This is a genomic window from Streptomyces sp. NPDC050535 (assembly GCF_044457665.1).
In the GTDB taxonomy this organism is placed as follows: Bacteria; Actinomycetota; Actinomycetes; order Streptomycetales; family Streptomycetaceae; genus Streptomyces.
In genome coordinates, this window is record NZ_JBITHE010000024.1 from 79,907 (window position 1) to 97,224 (window position 17,318).

Annotated in this window: 12 protein-coding genes; 9 read left to right on the top strand and 3 right to left on the bottom strand. The window is 69.4% G+C overall.

What is annotated here, in order from left to right:
* Positions 1 to 90: 90 nt before the first annotated feature.
* Positions 91 to 3,126, bottom strand: a complete 3,036-nt coding sequence (locus ACIBLC_RS35610) for a glycosyl hydrolase (protein ID WP_399215557.1) — start codon at positions 3,124 to 3,126, stop codon at positions 91 to 93.
* Positions 3,127 to 3,705: 579 nt separating this feature from the next.
* On the opposite strand from ACIBLC_RS35610, the gene ACIBLC_RS35615 reads away from it, so the two are divergent.
* Entirely contained in the window at positions 3,706 to 4,077 is a 372-nt protein-coding gene (locus tag ACIBLC_RS35615) for a hypothetical protein (RefSeq protein WP_399215558.1), read from the top strand.
* 311 nt (positions 4,078 to 4,388) lie between these two features.
* Here the strand turns inward: ACIBLC_RS35615 and ACIBLC_RS35620 are convergent, their stop codons facing one another.
* Both ACIBLC_RS35620 and ACIBLC_RS35625 read right to left on the bottom strand, forming a co-directional pair.
* Positions 4,389 to 4,679, bottom strand: a complete 291-nt coding sequence (locus ACIBLC_RS35620) for a hypothetical protein (protein ID WP_399215559.1) — start codon at positions 4,677 to 4,679, stop codon at positions 4,389 to 4,391.
* A 61-nt stretch (positions 4,680 to 4,740) separates the two neighbouring features.
* Complete coding sequence (locus ACIBLC_RS35625; protein WP_399215560.1) at positions 4,741 to 5,751, bottom strand: LacI family DNA-binding transcriptional regulator; 1,011 nt, start codon at positions 5,749 to 5,751, stop codon at positions 4,741 to 4,743.
* Between the two features lie 272 nt (positions 5,752 to 6,023).
* Here ACIBLC_RS35625 and ACIBLC_RS35630 point away from each other — a divergent pair, with 272 nt between their 5' ends.
* From ACIBLC_RS35630 to ACIBLC_RS35665, 8 genes are all read left to right on the top strand, one after another.
* Positions 6,024 to 7,340, top strand: coding sequence for an ABC transporter substrate-binding protein (locus ACIBLC_RS35630; RefSeq protein ID WP_399215562.1), 1,317 nt, complete (start codon positions 6,024 to 6,026; stop codon positions 7,338 to 7,340).
* A gap of 75 nt (positions 7,341 to 7,415) precedes the next feature.
* A complete protein-coding gene (locus ACIBLC_RS35635; RefSeq protein ID WP_399215563.1) occupies positions 7,416 to 8,300 on the top strand; it encodes a carbohydrate ABC transporter permease in 885 nt (294 codons plus the stop codon).
* 5 nt (positions 8,301 to 8,305) lie between these two features.
* Entirely contained in the window at positions 8,306 to 9,217 is a 912-nt protein-coding gene (locus ACIBLC_RS35640; RefSeq protein WP_399215564.1) for a carbohydrate ABC transporter permease, read from the top strand.
* Between the two features lie 64 nt (positions 9,218 to 9,281).
* Positions 9,282 to 11,879 carry a family 78 glycoside hydrolase catalytic domain gene (locus ACIBLC_RS35645; protein ID WP_399215565.1) on the top strand — a complete coding sequence of 866 codons (2,598 nt, stop codon included), beginning with the start codon at positions 9,282 to 9,284 and terminating at the stop codon, positions 11,877 to 11,879.
* 173 nt (positions 11,880 to 12,052) lie between these two features.
* Positions 12,053 to 14,608 carry a beta-glucosidase H gene (locus ACIBLC_RS35650; RefSeq protein WP_399215566.1) on the top strand — a complete coding sequence of 852 codons (2,556 nt, stop codon included), beginning with the start codon at positions 12,053 to 12,055 and terminating at the stop codon, positions 14,606 to 14,608.
* A gap of 152 nt (positions 14,609 to 14,760) precedes the next feature.
* A complete protein-coding gene (locus ACIBLC_RS35655; protein ID WP_399215567.1) occupies positions 14,761 to 15,333 on the top strand; it encodes a transcriptional regulator in 573 nt (190 codons plus the stop codon).
* Between the two features lie 57 nt (positions 15,334 to 15,390).
* Entirely contained in the window at positions 15,391 to 15,708 is a 318-nt protein-coding gene (locus ACIBLC_RS35660; protein ID WP_399215568.1) for an XRE family transcriptional regulator, read from the top strand.
* A complete protein-coding gene (locus ACIBLC_RS35665; RefSeq protein WP_399215569.1) occupies positions 15,705 to 17,243 on the top strand; it encodes a helix-turn-helix domain-containing protein in 1,539 nt (512 codons plus the stop codon). The genes ACIBLC_RS35660 and ACIBLC_RS35665 overlap by 4 nt, the downstream gene beginning before the upstream one ends.
* Positions 17,244 to 17,318 lie beyond the last annotated feature (75 nt).

Below are 17,318 nucleotides of genomic sequence, written 5' to 3' on the forward strand. Positions count from 1 at the left end.
CAAAGCCGCTTTCGCACACGCAGCTTGACGCGCCTCCATGTCCAGGAACGCCGCCTCCAGCGGAGCCGGCGCCCCTGGACAGGTTCTCTTTCAGGACACGCGTGTCTGCGCGTACGGCGTCAGGCGGACGGGGCCGACCAGGCCGTGGTTCTGACGGGCGGTACCGCCGAACACTGTCGGCTGGGCGACCCGGAGGCGGTTGATCAGCGGGGTCGCGACCTCCACCTCGATCACGTTCGCGCCGCGGCGCAGCAGACCGGGGGCGAGGTCGACGACCGGGTTCAGCCGGCTGACGGGAGGCAGGCGGCGGCCGTTGACGGTCACCCGGCACGTGTCGCTGACCTGGCCGAGTTCCAGCCGGGCGCCGTGGGCGGAGGTCCAGCCGGAGGGGAGGTCGACGGTGGTGCGGTAGTGGCCGATGCCCGCGCTGTCGGTGAGTTCCGGGATCGCCGACCACGGCAGCAGCGTATCGAGGGTGACCGAGACGGTGACGTGTTCCGTGCGGGTGGCGCTGGTGCCAGGGCGCCAGTCGTCGACGTCCAGTCGCCAGCGCGCCGGCGTGACAGCCTCGGGGACGGACCGGACCGTCGTGGTGACGGGCCTGCCGCGGTCCAGCCGGGTGGTGTACGTCCCGGGCGCGCTCGCCCGTACGGTCAGGCCCCCGGCGGTATAACCGGCCTCATCGGCGTCCGTTTCGACCACGCTCGGCAGGGAGCCGTGCCGGTCGCCGAAGAGTCCGGTGCGGCCCAGCGCGATGATCGTCGACTCACCCGGCTGCAGCGCGATCCGGACGGTGAAGTCGTCGCCGTCCCGTGTGTACTGGGCGAGCCGGACGGCCTCGCCCGACCACGGGTCGAGCAGGTAGGGAACCGAGTTGCCCGAGCCGGTGCGGCGCAGCGTGACCTCGTGATCGATGGCGGCGACGGGCGGCTTGACGGTTTCCGCGTGCTTGCCGTTGCAGAAGTAGTAGAAGTCCGCCTCCGCTGTCGCGCGGTGGGCGTTGAGGAGGGTGGAGGACGTGGCGTAGCGGGCGTCCGCGGTGACGCCGAGCCGAGCGAGAGCGTCACCGACGGCCGCCTTGTCGCTGACGAGCGCGACGTTCGGCAGAGCGAGCAACCGGCCCAGGACGGTCCGGAGTTCGGCGGTCTCGCCGCCGGCGGGTACACCGGGGGTCAGGCCCTGGTCGAAAGCGCCGAGCAGCACGACGGGCAGTCCGGCCCGGGCCAGCGCGAGGATCTTGCCGGCGTCGTCGACGGAGAGGGTGGGCGTGGAGCCGTAGAAGAAGTCACCCTCGACGAACAGGGCCTTGTAGGCCGGTCCGTCGGGCGCGAGGCGTCCTCGCCTGACGGTCGCGGAGGGCAGTTCGAGCAGGGGGCCGCTGAGGAACTGGTGGCTCCAGCCGAGGGTGATGCCCGTCGCGGTGAACCAGGAGGCGCCGATGCCGGTGGCGGTGTAGCCGGTCTGCCGGAAGATCGCCACGTCCGCGCGGGCCGTGCCGCTCTGCAGCACCCGGTGCACCCGGCCGAGGTAGCCCGCGATGTCCGCGACGTGCTTCCAGGTCGGCTGGCGCGGCCCCCACGACTCGCCGTACCCGGCGACCCCGTTGTACGGGCTGAAGGCGGCGAAGCCGGGCCAGGCCACCTGGGGCGCGGTGGCGTAGGAGAAGCCGTGCAGGACGGTCTGGTTGACGCCGGCGGCGTACGCGCCGCCCATGGTTCGCAGAAAGCGGTCCCAAGTGGTGCTGTAGGCCGTGCCGTTGTAGGCGCCCGCCTCACAGGACAGGATCGTGTGCCCGGCCATGTCACGACCGCCGGCGAGGCAGCGGTAGTCGTCGAGGTTCTTGAAGCCGAGAGACTCACCCTCGGGGATGTCGAGCAGGGCCGCCGAGGCGATCGCGTCGGTCTGGAGACCGTACGGCTGCGAGCGCAGACGCATGCCGAGGGAGTGCGCCCAGGTCCGCAGCGCGCCGAGGTGGTGCTGGTTGAACAGGCCGGAGACCGTCTCCCAGAAGTCGTGGCGGATCTGCCGGGTGAGCTGGGCCTCGAAGGCGAAGACCTGGTTGCTGTTGTCCAGCACCAGCGCCGGCAGGTACGGCAACAGGGGGCGTCCGGTGTGCTTCTCGAAGGCCTCGGGGAGTTGTGACGTCCAGGTCAGTCCGTCGGTCTCCAGTTCCACCGAGTCCTCGAAGAAGGCGCCGCCCGCGGCCCGCAGCAGCCGCCGGAGTGAGGACGTCAGGATCGTGCCGTCCCAGAAATCGGTCACGGCGCTGGTGCCCGCCGCGCTGAAGTGGTCGACGACGTACGCAGCGGGTGACGAGTGCGGGCCCGATTCGGGCTGTTGGGCGGAGCCGCGCTGCCAGTAGGAGACCAGCACCCAGTCGCCGTCCTCCGGTGCCGTCCAGGACAGGGCACCGTCGGCGACGAGAGCGGTGAGGTCCTGGACACTGTCCGCGTCCAGGCCCGTCTCCTTGCGGGTGGAGTTCGCCGGATCGACGCGGGCGGCCTGCACGGCGACGAGTGTCTGGCGGGTGACACCGGACTCGGGTTCGCGAACGGCGGCGGGAACGGGCCCTTCGTAGGCGGTACCGGCGGCCAGCGCGACCCGGCCGTAGGCGAGTTCCTGCGCTGCCACGTCGTCGTCGGGCGTCACACCGGGGACCGCGACGGGCCAACTCGGGCCGAGCGTGAGGTCGATGGTCACCCCGCGCCGGGCGGCTCTGCTCAGTGCGGCCTCCACACCGTCCCGCCAGGACCTGCTGCCCCAGCCGTGGTGCGCGGTGTCCAGCACGGACTTGTCCTTGATGCTGTGGTGGACGGCGGCGATCTCCATACCGCCGAAGCCCGCGTCGGCGATCTGGTCGATCTCGCGGGCGATCTCGTCCGGGTCCACCAGACCGTCCGGCCACCACCAGCGGAACTTGGGGCGCACGGAGCGCGGCGGGCTCGCGAACCAGTCGGCCGTCATCCCGACTCCCGACCCTGCCGTCCCGGGGACCGACGCCCCCTTGGCCCCGGCGCCCGTGGCGGCCTGTGCGGCGGTCGCCACCCCGGGAAGGGCACTCAGAACCGTCGCCCCGAGCCCGGCCGCCAGTGCCGTGCGCCGGGCCATTCCGCTTCGTCGCGGCATGCGTTCATCCATGGTGCGCCCCAAGTCCGGGAGAGGTACGAGTGATTGAATCGTTTCAATTCGTATCGACGCGGGAACGCTAAGCCTGCGATTCGGCCACGGTCAAGACCTCGCACACGATCACGTCGGGATCGGGGGAAACGGAGGGACGGGCTTGAGGGGTCGGCGGAGCATGCGCACGCAGGCGGAACCGGAGTCCGCGTGTCCCCGCGTCGGCGATGTGACACGCGTCCCCACGCATCCGGAAACGCCGCCCCCGACCTGCGGCGACCAGTGTGAACGGGGCGACGAGCACTCCCGTTCGAGCCCATGACGAAGGTATCGGGCCGGTTGAGTAGTGGTTGCTCATGCCATGCCACAGCGGCACACGGCACGCTCTGGGAGTCGGCGCGATCCGTACCTCACCGGGCCCGGACCACGAGAAGGGGCGCAGGGGGCGGCCGGTCGCGCGGCGGGTTCATGGAGGGTACGACTGCGGGCTCGGTTCGTCGGGCTTGGCAGGACCTTCCCGCAAGGGCGACGGGTTCATGTGCACGCTCAGCGGAGCAGTGCATATTCGGCATTGATCAGGAGGCCGGTATGAGAGGTAAGTTACGACGGCGAAGCGCCATGGTCACGGCGGTCGCGGCGCTGAGTGCTGGTGGGATGGTTCTGTCGACCGGGAGCGCGTCCGCGTCCGCGCTGCTCACGGTGCAAGTGGGGGCGGCTGTCTTCAACGGCCGCAACTTGGCTTCCGGGACGGTCGGAGTCCCGGACCTCTGGTCCGGGGACACACTCCTCGCCACCTGCTGGAACACCGGCGAGAACCTCGGCGGTGGAAACAGGTGGTACCTCACCGTCCTCGAGCGCTACAACCGCCTCAACGGACTCGAACTGACCGTGACCGGGTGGACGTACGCGCCCTACGTGGACAACAGCGCCGCTACCAACGGAACCCTCCAGCACTGCTGACCGGGTGAGCGTTGTGCCTTTTTCCCCATTGAAGTTGCTGGTCTGCGATCCAGCGCAGCTTCGGTGCGCGCCGAGGACGTAGTAGATACCGTGGCGTGCGCCGGAGGTGCTCCCGCAGGGGTCGCGCAGCAGGTCGGCCCACGCTCGGTCGACTCCCGCAGCCCTTCCGCCGGCGCGATCAGTAGCCGGTTCCCGGTGGCCGGCCGCCGAGCCGAAGAGCTGCTGCAGCGCGGACACGAAGTCCCCCAGGGCGGCCCGTGCAGGCACATCAGCGGCAGCACCTCGCTGACCTTGGGGCTGTGCGGGCGGATTCAGGCGAGTGAGTCAGCGTTCTCGGCGCCGGCCCGGATCGCGTCGACCAGCGTGCGCACGAGCTGTTCCCCGTCCACCTTCCCTTTCTCCTTCGCCAGGTGACCACTGAGCTTCAGTCCCGCGATCCCGTGCGCGCCCGCCATCAGCAGGGCGCCGTAGCGCGGAGTATCGGATTCACCGACCAGGTCGGCGACGATGGCGAGGTACTGGATCTCCAGACGGCTCGCGGCCCCGGCGGCCTCCGGATCGTTCGCCGGGAGAGGCGCGCTGTTCGACTTCTTGGCAGCCACTCCGTCTGATCGAACCGGCCGACTCGGAATACGCGGAGGCAATTGTCAGAGGCTCCGCCCCTCAGGTGCGCGGCGCCGCCGTGCTGCCGCGTACGACGAGACGCGGGGTCATGCTGGTCTGTACGGCGGACTCCCGGCGGCCTTCCACCCGTTCGATGAGCAGCCGTGCGGCGGTGGCGCCCATGTTGTGGCCGGCCTGGTCGACGCTGGTGAGCTGGACGGTGGCGAGGTCGGCGACCGCGGTGTTGTTGTAGCCGACGATGGAGACGTCCTCCGGTACCCGCAGGCCCAGTTCGTGCGCGGCGCGCCAGACGCCGAGCGCCGCCACGTCCGCCCCGGCCATGATCGCCGTGGGCCGCTCGTCGCCGGTGAGCAGGCTCATGCCGGCCTTGAAACCGCCTTCGTCGGAGTAGGTGGTACGGCAGATTCGGGTCTGTGCCGTGAGGCTGTGCCGGCCCATGGCCTCCGTGTAGCCGTTGCTCAGGACGATCTCCGGGGTGCGCGCCCACTTGCTGGAGCGGGTGCCGGGGGAGGAGACGAGCGTGATGTTGCGGTGGCCCAGCGAGACCAGGTGGTCGACCACCAGTCCGGCGCCCACCCCGTCGGCGTCCACGACGGAGTCGTGCAGGTCCGAGGGGTCGTGGTGGCCGATGACGACGGTGGGCGTCGATTCGGCCATGGCGAGGACCTCGGCGCGTGGCGTGCCGGGCGCGATGAGCACCAGGCCGTCCATCTGCCGGTCGACCATCGACCGGATCGTCTTGCCCTGCGCGTCCGCCCCGAACCCCGCCGCTCCGATCAGCACGGTGTACTCGCTGTTGTGCAGCTCGTCGCGGATGCCGTCGAGGATGTCCGCGAAGAAGGTGTTGCGGATGTTGTCGAGCAGGACGCCGATCGTGTACGTCCGTCCACGCATCCCGCGAGCCGCCGCGTGCGGCCGGTAGTCGAGCTCGGTCATGGCGGCGCGGACCTTCTCTTGCATGGCGGCGCTGACCCCGTACGCGTTGCGCATGACCTTGGAGACCGCGGCGGTCGACACTCCCGCGTGCTGCGCCACGTCTGTGATCGTCACACGTTTCCTGCGTTGTGAGCCCTGCTGCATGCGTCGTGCCCCCTGAGCTTCTCTACCGGATACAACGGTCTACACGATGGCTCGCACGGTGCGCTAGATGCGGTGCGCTTTTCCTCGGTGTTACGGCCCAATGTCTTGACGCCTGCCTCGGCTACGTGCACTGTGGTGCGCACTTCGGCGTAGAGAACGTTATACGAAACTCTCTCCGCCGCCCCTTCCCTCCGCAGGCCTTCGCCGTGCGCCTTTGTTCAATGATGACAGGGAGCCATGCCGTGATCACCGACTCGTCCGCCGCCAGAAAGACCCGCCTCGCAGGCCTGACCGCGAGCGCCGCCACGATGGTCGTGCTCGTCTCCGCATGCGGCGGGACAGGCGGCGGCTCGACCTCCTCGCCCGAGGAGTTCAGCTACCTGAGCGTCACGGAGAACACCACCGTCAAGTCGGCCCTGACCACGCTGTCCAAGGGGCAGTGCAAGACGGCCGACGAAGCCCTGCCGCTGAAGACGGAGACCGTGCCGCAGGCAAGCCTTGACCAGAAGCTCCAACTGCTGGCCGGCCAGGACGCGTTGCCGGTGCAGTTCGCCGCAGGCAACGCGCCAGCGCTCACCCAGCAGCTCTACAGGTCGGGCAAGGTCGCCGACCTCGAGAAGGAGCTCAAGGCACTGGGCGTCTACGACCAGTTGGAGCCCGCCGCCGTGTCCACGATCAAGGCGCTGTACGGCGGGAAGCTGGAGGTGCTGCCGTACGAGTACAACATCGAGGGCATCTTCTACAACAAGAAGATCTTCACCCAGAACGGTCTGAGCGTGCCCGGCACCTGGGACGAACTCGTCTCGGCGGCGGCGAAGCTTGAGGCCAAGGGGATCCAGCCGTTCTCCGCCTCCGGTGAACAGGGCTGGCCGCTGACCCGGCTGATCAGCGGGTACCTGTACCGCAGCCTCGGACCCGACGCGCTCCAGGAAGTCGCCGACGGCAAGGCGAAGTTGACCGACCCCGAGTACGTGAAGGCCGCCCAGGAGGTCGCGGACCTCGGCAAGAAGGGGTACTTCGGCAAGGGCGTCGGTTCGATCGACTACGACACCTCCATGAACCAGTTCCTGTCCGGCAAGGCCGCCATGCTGTACATGGGCAGTTGGGCGCTGGCCAACATCGCCGACGAGAAGCAGAACACGGTGGGCGCCGACAACGTGGGCTTCATGCCGTTCCCCGCTGTCTCCGGCGGCAAGGGCTCGATCGACCAGTACCCGTCCAACGTCGGTCTCGGCATCACCCTCGGCGCCAAGTCCTTCGACAAGAAGACCGGCGCGTGGGTCTCCTGCATCACCAAGAACTACGGCAGCACCGCGCTGAAGGACCAGGGCTCCATCTCCGGCTTCAAGGTCAACACCGAGGTGGAGGCCGCCAACGAGGTGAGCGGCCAGGTGCGCGACACGATCGGCTCATCCCAGCAGAACGTGCTGTGGTTCGAGGCCCTCTTCAGCACGAAGGCCACGACCCTGAGCCAGACCAACGCGGCCGGCCTGGTCAACGGCAGCGTCAGCCCGGAGAAGTTCATGCGGACCGTCCAGGACGCCCTGTCCGGCAAGTGACGCGGCCGGCTGTTCAGGGGGCGTCCCTGAGCGGCTCCGCACGTCAGCAGCATCTTCAAGAACTGGACTTCATACATGCATCGCGTGCTTGGCGACCGCAAGGCGGTCCTGATCCTGCTGGGTCCGGCCCTGCTCGTCTACTCCCTGATCATGCTGGTGCCGATGGTGTGGTCACTGGGGTACTCGTTCACCAAGGGCAACACCATCGAGGGGTTCACCGGCAACGGCCTGGAGAACTTCCAGCACCTCTTCACCGACCCGGCCGTGCGGGACGCCCTGTGGTTCACCGCCAAGTACGCGGTCGTCGTGACCGTCGGCCAAGTCGTCGCCGGCTACCTGCTGGCACTGCTGTACGTGTTCTTCCTCAAGCGTGCCTCGGCGCTGATCCGCACCCTGGTCTTCTTCCCCGTGGTCCTGCCGACCGTGGCGGTGGGCCTGCTGTTCCAGAAGCTCTTCCAGGTCGCCCCGCAGACCGGTCCGGTCAACTCCGCGCTGAACGCCGTCGGTCTTGACTCGATCGACTGGTTCGGCAGTGCCGGGCACGCCTTCTGGGTCCTGATCATCATGGACATCTGGCGCTCGATGGGCTTCTACGCCGTGCTGCTCTTCGCAGGCTTGGTCGACATCCCCGACGAAGTACTGGAGTCCGCCCGCCTCGACGGGGCCTCCGGCCTGCGGCTCGTCAGGCACATCGTCCTGCCGATGTCGTTCGCGGTGCTGATGTCATCGCTGATCTTCAGCATCAACGGCACGCTCAAGGTCTTCGACTCGATCGTCGCCCTCACCAACGGCGGTCCGGGCAGCGCGACCACCCCGCTGACGCTGTACATGTTCCAGACGTCGTTCACGTACGGCGACTACGGCTACGGCAGCACCATCGCGCTGCTGCTGACCGTGGTGTGCCTGATGGTGACCCTGGTCGTCTTCCGCGTCTCGCGGCGCGACCTCACGGAGAGCTGAACCCCATGGCCATAGAGACGCCTATGAAGACCGCCGGTTCTCGCAACGGTGGTGGCCACGCGCCCTTTTCCGCCGGCAAGCCGCCCCGGCGTCGCCGCCCGAGCCGCCTGTGGGTGAAGACCGTCGTCACCCTGCTGCTGGTCGTCGAGGTCTATCCGCTGGTGTGGATGTTCCTGACCTCGCTGAAGTCCAACAGCGACTATCTCAACAACTCCACCTGGAGCCTTCCCACCACCTGGGAATGGGGCAACTACACCGAGGCCTGGACCACCGGCAACATCGGCCTCTACATCCAGAACAGCCTCCTCGCCGTGCTGCCCGCCCTCGCCCTGGTCCTCCTGCTGGGAACCGCCGCGGGCTTCGCCCTCCAGATCATGGTGTGGAAGGGCCGCAACCTCACCCTGCTGGTCTTCCTGGCAGGCATGATGGTCCCGCCCCAGATGATCCTGCTGCCCCTGTTCACCGTGTACTTCCAGGCGGGACTGTCCGGCACCCTGTGGCCGCTGATCCTCACCTACACCGGCACGGGCCTGCCCCTGACGGTGTTCATGATGGCGACGTACTACAAGACCGTGCCCCGGGAGCTGTTCGAGGCTGCCACCATCGACGGCGCCGGCATCCTGCGCGCCTTCTGGACCATCAGCCTCCCCCTGGTCCGCAACGCGCTCCTCACCGTCGGCCTGGTGCAGTTCTTCTTCATCTGGAACGACCTGCTGATCGCCCTGACCTTCACCAACAACCAGGATCTGCGCACCATCCAGGTCGGCCTGCTGAACTTCACCGGCGACTTCGGCGCCACTCAGTACGGCCCCCTGTTCGCCGCGATCTGCATCAACGTCTTCGGCACCCTCGTGATCTACCTCTTCCTCAACCAGAAGGTGATGAAGGGCCTCACCTCGGGCGCCGTCAAGGGCTGACACCCCACCGGCCTCCACGGCCGATCGCAGCCCACCCCGCTTTTCAAGGAAGGTTCCCCCAGCCGTGTCGCTTCAGCCTGCCCCGGTCACGTTCGAGCACCTGCGTGACGGCCTCGGTATCGGCGTCGCCGAGCCCCGCCTGTCCTGGTCCGTCCTGGACGGCCACGCCTCACAGGACGCCTACGAACTGGAGCTGGACCGAGCCGGTGTCCTCCACCGCACCGGCCGGATACCCGGCACCGACCAGGTTCTCGTCGCCTGGCCCGGACAGCCCCTGACCTCCCGCGAACGGGTGTCGGTGCGGGTGCGGGTATGGGCCGGCGGCGGCACGGAGCCGTCCGCGTGGAGCGACGCGGGCACCGTGGAAGCCGGACTGCTGGACGCGGACGACTGGACGGCCGTACCGGTCGGCGCGGCCTGGGAGCAGGACCCGGACACCGACCGCCGCCCCGCCCGGGTCCGCAAGGACTTCACCCTTGCGTCGCCTGTCGCCCACGCCCGCCTCTACGTCACCGCGCACGGCCTGTACGAAGCCGAGATCAACGGCCGCCGCGTGGGCGACGACACCCTCTCCCCGGGCTGGACCGTCTACGGCGAACGCCTGCGCTACTACACGTACGACGTCACCGCCCACCTCGCACAGGGCCCCAACACCATCGGCGCATGGCTCGGCGACGGCTGGTACCGCGGCCGCATCGGCTTCGACGGCGGCTACCGCGACCTCTACGGCAGCGACCAGTCCCTCATCGCCCAACTCGAGGTCCAGCACACCGACGGCACGACAACCGTCATCGTCACCGACCCCACCTGGCACGCCGCCGAGAGTCCCATCCTGTTCGCCGGCCTGTACGAGGGCGAGACGTTCGACGCCCGCCTCCAGGACCCCTCCTGGTCCACGCCGCACCGCACCGACCCGGCACAGACCTGGACGCCCGTGGCCACCGCCACCAGAGACCCGCGTACCCTGACCGCCCCCAGAGGCGCACCCGTCCGCTGCACCCAGGAGATACACCCCGTTTCGGTCTCCACCACAGCCGACGGCCGTCACCTGCTCGACTTCGGCCAGAACCTCGTCGGCCGCCTGCGCATCACCGTCGACGGCCCCGCCGACACGACCATCACCCTGCGCCACGCCGAGATCCTCCAGGACGGCGAACTCGCCACCCGCCCCCTGCGCGAGGCCGTCTCCACCGACACCTACATCCTCAACGGCACCGGACAGCAGACCTGGGAACCCCGCTTCACCCTGCACGGGTTCCGCCACGCCGAGATCAGCGGCTGGCCGGGCGACCTCACCGAAGGCGCGGTCGTGGCCCGCGTCCACCACACCGACATGCGCCGCACCGGCTGGTTCGAATGCAGCGACCCGATGATCAACCGGCTCCACGACAACGTGGTGTGGAGCATGCGCGGCAACTTCGTCGACATCCCCACCGACTGCCCCCAGCGCGACGAACGCCTCGGCTGGACCGGCGACATCCAGGTCTTCACCCCCACCGCGAGCTTCCTCTACGACTGCGCCGGCATGCTCGACTCCTGGCTCACCGACGTCGCCGCCGAACAGCTCCCCGACGGCACCATCCCCTGGTACGTCCCCGTCATACCCGGCGGCCCCCAGTGGACACCGATCAAGCCCGGCGCCGCCTGGGGCGACGTCTCCACCCTCACGCCCTGGGTGCTCTACCAGCGCTTCGGCGACCTCGAACTGCTCCGCCGTCACTTCCCCATGGGCCGCGCCTGGGTGGACCTGATGGAACGCCTCGCCGGTGAGAGCCGTCTCTGGGACACCGGCCACCAACTGGGCGACTGGCTCGACCCGATCACCCCGCCGGACGACCCGGCAGGTGCCCGTACCGATCGCTATCTCGTCGCCACCGCCTACTTCGCCTGGTCCGCCCGCCACGTGGAACGGTCCGCCCGAGAACTGGGACACACGGAAGCCGCCATGCGGTACGGCCGCCTCGCCGACGAGGTCGCCGAGGCCTTCCGCGCCCGGTACGTGCTGCCCGACGGCCGCACGACCAGCGACACACCGACCGCGTACTCGGTCGTCCTGGCCTTCGGCCTGCTCGCCGACGAACGACAGCGCCAGATCGCCGGTGACCGGCTCGCCGAGCTGGTGCTGGAGGACGACGCGCGGATCGCCACCGGGTTCGTCGGCACCCCGCTCATCTGCGACGCCCTCACCAGCACGGGTCACGTCGACATCGCCTACCGCCTCCTGACCCAGACGGAGTGTCCCTCCTGGCTCTACCCCGTCACCCAGGGCGCGACCACCATCTGGGAGCGCTGGGACAGCCTCCGCCCCGACGGCACCCTCAACCCGGGCGGCATGACGTCCTTCAACCACTACGCACTGGGCGCCGTCGCGGACTGGATGCACCGCGTCGTCGCCGGCCTGGAACCGGCCTCGCCCGGCTACCGCACCATCAACTTCCGCCCGCGCCCCGGCGGAGGCATCACCTGGGCCAAGGCCCGCCACGAAACCCCGTACGGCCCTGCCGCCATCTCCTGGGAACAGACAGCGGCAGGCCTGGCCGTCCATGTCACCGTACCCAGCGGCTGCCGGGGACTCGTCGAACTGCCGGGCCACGCCCCGCTCTCCGTCGGTCCCGGCGAACACCGCCTCCGCACGGGCGACCTCGACCGCACCGCTGCCTGACTCCTCCGAAGCCCGGCGGCACCACACGGAATTCCGCGCTCCGACAGCTCTTCTCCGCCGTCCCCGCGCCACCCCTCCCCACCACGTTCCGAACAGGCCGCACCTGGACGACGGGCGGCCGTCGCGCACCACCTCGTGATCCGAATCCGCCTGCGCACCGAGGAGAATCCGACATGACGCGTCCCAGAGGAATGACCCGGCGTGAAGCCGTGGCTGTCTCCGTAGCCGCTCTGGGAGGAGCGGCCGTCACGACCGCCGGACTTCCCACCGTCGCCGCCGCCGCTCCCCGAACCACCTCTCCGACCGGTCAGCCCTGGCGGGAAGGAAACAGGTCCGCCGCTCGCCGAGCCGACGCGCTGATCGCCGCCATGACCTTCGAGGAGCAGGTTCTCCTCGTCACCGCCGTGGACCCCGAGGAGTACGAGCCGCTGGCCCACCTCGGCATCCCGGCCATGACCCGCGTGGACGCCTCCGACGGCCTGCGCGGCGACACCGGTGTGACCGCCTTCCCCGCCCCCAACGCGCTTGCCGCCACCTTCGACACCGGCCTCGCCGAGAGGTACGGCGACGCCATCGGTGCCGAGGCCCGCGCCAAGGGCTGGAACGTCCTGCTCGGCCCCACCGTCGACATCGAACGCAACCCCCGCTACGGACGCCAGGCCGAGTCCTACGGCGAAGACCCCCTGGTCGGCGGAGCCATGGGCGCCGCCGTCACCCGGGGCTTCCAGAAGAACGACGTCATCGCCCAGGTCAAGCACTTCACCGTCTACAACCAGGAAGAGGGACGCAACTCCCTCGACGTCACCGTCTCCGAGCGGGCACTGCGCGAGGTGTACTACCCGGCGTTCGAGCACGCCATCCGCGACGGCGGCGCCCTGTCGGTCATGGGCTCCTACCCGAGGATCAACGGCGTGTACGCGTGCGAGAACCCGCACACCATCTCCGCGCTCAAGGACGACCTGGGCCTCAAGGGCTACCTCGGCACCGACTACTACCCGTCCGGCGACCGCGTCGCCGAGATCAACGCCGGCGTCGACTCGGCCGCCCTCACCCCGGACACCCCCAAGGATGCCTTCACCGACGGACGTATCCCCAAGGCCCGCACCCGCGACGCGGCCCGCCGCATCCTGTACGCCCTCTTCGCCTCCGGCGCCTACGACAACCCGCTGCCCGCGAGCCCCGACGCCGTGGTGACCACCGACGCCCACCAGACGCTGGCCCGGATCACCGGCGAACAGGCCACCGTCCTGCTGAAGAACGAGGGCGGTCTGCTGCCGCTGTCGAAGAAGCGGACCATCGCGGTCATCGGCCCCGCCGGGAGGGACGCCATGACCGGCGTGGAGGGCTCCTCCTACGTCGATCCCGGCGACTTCACCACCGCCGTGGACGCCCTCACAGCCAAGGCGGGAGCCTCCCGGGTGCGGTTCTCCCAAGGCACCCTCGGAGACGTGGCCCTGCCCACCATCCCCGGCGACGTGTTCACCACTCCCGACGGCAAGCCCGGCCTGCACGCCGAGTTCTTCGCGGGCGAGGACCTCTCCGGAACGCCGCTGTCGACCATCACCACCCCGAACATCGACTTCCGCGGGGGCAACCCCGTCAGCGGACTGCCGGCGAAGTGGTCGGCCCGCTGGACCGGCAGGATCACCCCGCCGACCACCGGTCTGGTGCGGGTCAACACCCTGCTGGCCGGCGCCGCCAAGATCGTCGTCGACGGTGTCACCATTCTCGACGAATCCCGGTTCCTATGGGACTCCTTCTTCGGCCCCAAGGAGTCCGCGATCGGCGGTGTCATCGAACTCACGGGTGGCAAGGCAGTCGATATCACCGTCGCGTACAGCACCAGGGACGCCGGCTTCTACGGCCCCAGCATGAAACTGTGCTGGCAGCCCGACTCCCTCATTCCCGCCGCCGTCGCCACAGCGAAGAAGGCCGACGTCGCAGTCGTGTTCGTCAACAACTACACCGGCGAGGCCTTCGACCGCGACGACCTCTCCCTGCCCGGCGACCAGAACCAGCTCATCGAAGCCGTCGCCGCGGCCAACCCCGACACCGTCGTCGTCCTCAACACCTCCGGCCCCATGCTCATGCCGTGGCTGGGCAAGGTGAAGAGCGTCCTCCAGGCCTGGTATCAAGGCGCCGCCACCGGCACCGGCATCGCCAACATCCTCTACGGCGACACCGAACCCGGCGGACGCCTCCCCGTCACCTTCCCCGCCGACGAACACCAGGGGCCCTCCGTCTACACCGGAGGCAAGGGCGACAACGCCAACGGCGGCATCACCTACGACGAGGGCATCTACGTCGGCTACAAGTGGTACGACAAGCACCACGCCAAGCCGCTCTTCCCCTTCGGCCACGGTCTGTCCTACACCTCCTTCAGCCACGACCGACTCCGCGTCACCGGCCACGGCCGCGGAGACGAAGCCGCCGAAGTCGGCGTCGAGGTCCGCAACACCGGCCGGCGCACCGGCTCCGACGTCGTGCAGGTCTACGTCGGACACCTGCCCACCAAGGTCGACACCCCGGCCAGGACACTCGCCGGCTTCGCCAAGGTGACACTCGAACCCGGGCAGCGCCGCAAAGTGACCGTCACCGTCACCCGGCGCACGCTGTCCTACTGGGACGAATCCAAGAGCAGGTGGGTGACCCCCACAGGAAAGGTCCCTGTTTACGTGGGCCGCTCGGCCACCGACGTCGAATACGCGGGCACCATCACCGTCCACTAGCGACGACCCGCCCGTCGCCGGCACCGGCCCAATTCGCCGGTGCCGGCGGTCACCGCGCCCATATCCGGCACCCTCCAGGCCTGTAGACTCGGGTCAATGTGACGTCAATGCCTTTGAGGTTCCGTCAAATGTCGGCAGCATGAGGAGGCGGGGTGCCGGACAGGAATATCGAGTTCGGTAAGTACGGTGCTCGCGGACTCAAGGGATTCGAGGCTGTGGCTCGTCGGCTCGACGCCCTCGCGGGTTATGTCGCGACCCCCGTCACCGCGCGGCGTGGTCTGCTGGCGCGGCTGCATTACCTCACCCGCACCGATCACGCCCGCACCGCGGCGCGCGAGGCCGGTCTGACGGTCACCGACCGCACGCTCAGAGCCTGGCTCGAGGGCAGGCGCAGCCCCTCGAGGAAGAACCTCGAGAAGATCGAAGCCGCCTACCGTACGGTGCGCCGGCACAATGTCGCCCGCCACCTCCTCGGCCGCCTCAACGCCGCCGGTCGCGGTACCCGGGTCGAGATCCATCCGTTGAACCAGTCCCAGGTGGACCGCCCCCGCCAGCGGGTCATGGACTTCCGCACGCTGAACGTGCGGCACTGGGACCGCGTCGTCGAGGCCTGGGCGGCCGGAGACGACCAGGCGCTCGATGAGGCCTGGGTGGAGCAGATCGTGGACCTGGGCAGCCAGTGGGGCCAGTACGAGTACGTGACCAACGTGGGGTTCGCGGCCTGAGGAGCGCCGTGCCTTCACCCACGTAGAGCTGTGCACGGCATCGCCTAGGGTGGGCCTGTGACACTGACATCGGGCGAGCGGGTGCGGGCGGCGCTGGGCGCGTCGACGCGGATCACGGGGGATTCGCAGGCCCGTCTCGCCACCGCTCCAGGTGTGCGTCGGACGCGGATCGGCCCCGGCCCGTCCGGCACCGCCACGTGGAGCCACGACGACCGCGCAGCCCTCGCCACGCACCACGGGACGGAAGTCCCGGACCTGCCGGCCGACCCGACCCGGGCGTGCGAAGCCGTGTCGGCCGGGCGCCGGCGCCCGGCACGTACGACATCCGGCCCGGCAGTCGTGGTCCCGGCGGGTGTGGAAGGGGCTTCGAGGTGACCGGTTTCGAGGCGATCGACGAGCTGCTGGCCGAGGTCCGGCAGGAGGTCGAACTGCCCCCGGCCGAAGAGCGGCGAATGCTGCGCGAGTCGCTGAACCTTTCCCGTACGCAGGTGGCCCGGGCGCTCGGAGTGGGCCCGTCCACGGTGGGCGGCTGGGAGAGCGGCCGCGAACCGGCAGGGGAAGTACGCGAGAGGTACGCGTACTTCCTTCAGGGAGCCCGGACGAAGCTGGAGGAGCTGGACGAGTCCGCGAGGGAGCCGGTGGCGTCTCAGGAGCCGGCGCCGGCGGACGGAAGCCCCGCGGACACCGAGCCCGAGGGGACCGGCGCGGACGAGGTGGAGACCTTGTCGGTGTCCGAGGCGTGTGTCCTGTGCGGGCATCCCGCGCTCCACCAAGTCGCCGGTTTTCCGCAGCACTTGGACCCGGCCGAGTGCGGCGGCGCAGCCGAGCGGGCGACGGGGACCGGGGGAGGGGGAGGGGCGAAGCCGGCCGGGACGCCCTCCAGGACCGCAACGCCCGTGCCCTCGGGGAGATTCGTCAAGGTCGTCCCGGTGGGGCGACGTGTCCAGTCGACCGCCGAGCTCCCCGACCTGATCGGCGACGCGGTGACGGCCGCGCTCGCCGATCACGCGGGTGACGTCGAGGCGGCGACCGCCGCGTTGGTCAAGCGGGCCATCCCGGACGCGATGGCGCTGCTGGACGAAACCCGCAAGGGCGGCCGCTACGACGTCGTGGCCCATCCCTGGATCCCGGACGTCCTGCGCAAACAGACAGCCCGAGGCGCGGATCAGATCTGGGAAGCACGCCCGAAGTGGTTCCGCTCCGAACTCCCGGCAGGACGGCACGAGGTGACCGCCCTCGACATCAACGGCGCCTACCTCTCCGCCCTGAAAACCCACCTCCCGATCGGCCGGCTCGAACACTCCACCGGCTCGTCCCACGATCGCCGCCGCGCCGGGATCCACCTGATCACCCCGTCCGCCTGGGAGCACGAGGCAGTCCTCCCCAACCCGCTGGGCAACCGCGACGAACCCGGACCCCTGTGGGTCACCGAACCGACGATGCGCCTCCTGCTGCGTCTCTCGGGCCCGAAGTACGGTCTGTGCGATCCGCCCGAGATCCATGAGTCGTTCACCTCGGGGGCCACCGAGGGACTGCTGGAGAAGTTCCGCGTCGCGCTGAAGGACGCGCGGGACGGGGCGATCGCGGCAGGGGACGAGGTGACGCTGGAGTACGTGAAGGCGATGTACTCGAAGTTCGTCTCCACGATGGGGGAGTCGAACTACAACCGGGAGCTGTACCGCCCGGACTGGATGCACCTGATCCGCTCCCAGGCCTTCGCCAACCTCTGGATGAAGGCCTACAAGGCGTACGACGAGGGGCTCGTGGTGGTCCGTGCGATGGGTACCGACGAGCTGCATGTGAGCGGTGACTGGCGCGGTGTCTTCCCAGAGGGCCGCGGTGTCTCCGAGGTGAAGGTCAAGGACACCTACACCGTCGGCGGGGACGCCGGTCCGCTCTCCCGCAAATGAGACGCGGTGGCGAGCCGGCTCTGGCAGCCTGACGTACCTGGAGCCCGACCCCCTGGACCGGCAACCCTTCTCAGG